Origin of the sequence: Aurantimonas sp. C2-5-R2, from assembly GCF_036549495.1 — a bacterium.
Lineage (GTDB): Bacteria > Pseudomonadota > Alphaproteobacteria > Rhizobiales > Rhizobiaceae > Aurantimonas > Aurantimonas coralicida_A.
In genome coordinates, this window is the sequence record NZ_JAZHLJ010000213.1 from 1 (window position 1) to 476 (window position 476).

The window sequence follows — 476 nt, forward strand, 5'->3', positions numbered from 1 at the left end:
GCTCGGTCCTCTACCATCGCGTCCCGCGCCTCTTCGAGGCGCTCGCGCTGGCTCGAGGTGATGGACGCTATGGTCGCCTGCTCAAGACGCTGGGGCGCGTTCAGCTCCTCCTGCTCGACGACTGGGGCCTGTCTGTTCTCAACGCGTCCGAACGGCGCGACCTCCTGGAGATCCTCGACGATCGCCATGGTCGCGCATCGACCATCGTCACCAGCCAGATTCCCGTGGAACACTGGCATGACGTCATCGGCGATCCCACCCTCGGTGACGCGATTCTGGACCGCCTCGTTCACAATGCTCACCGCCTTCAACTCGCCGGAGAAAGCATGCGAAAACAGAATGCCCGCGCCCACGCTCTTGACGGCGCCTCAAACGCCTGAATAATAACCAGGTCGGCCGAAGAGACCGCTCATGATCGCGTGAAACACGTGCTCACGATCGCCTGAAATGGCTGCTCACAATCAGCGAAATGCGCA

The 476-nt window shown here is 61.8% G+C and carries 1 protein-coding gene; it reads left to right on the plus strand.

Going from position 1 to position 476, the window contains the following annotated elements:
• Positions 1–380: ATP-binding protein (locus VQ044_RS25030; protein ID WP_331827889.1), on the plus strand; the 380-nt coding region annotated here is incomplete at its 5' end.
• Positions 381–476: the final 96 nt, after the last annotated feature.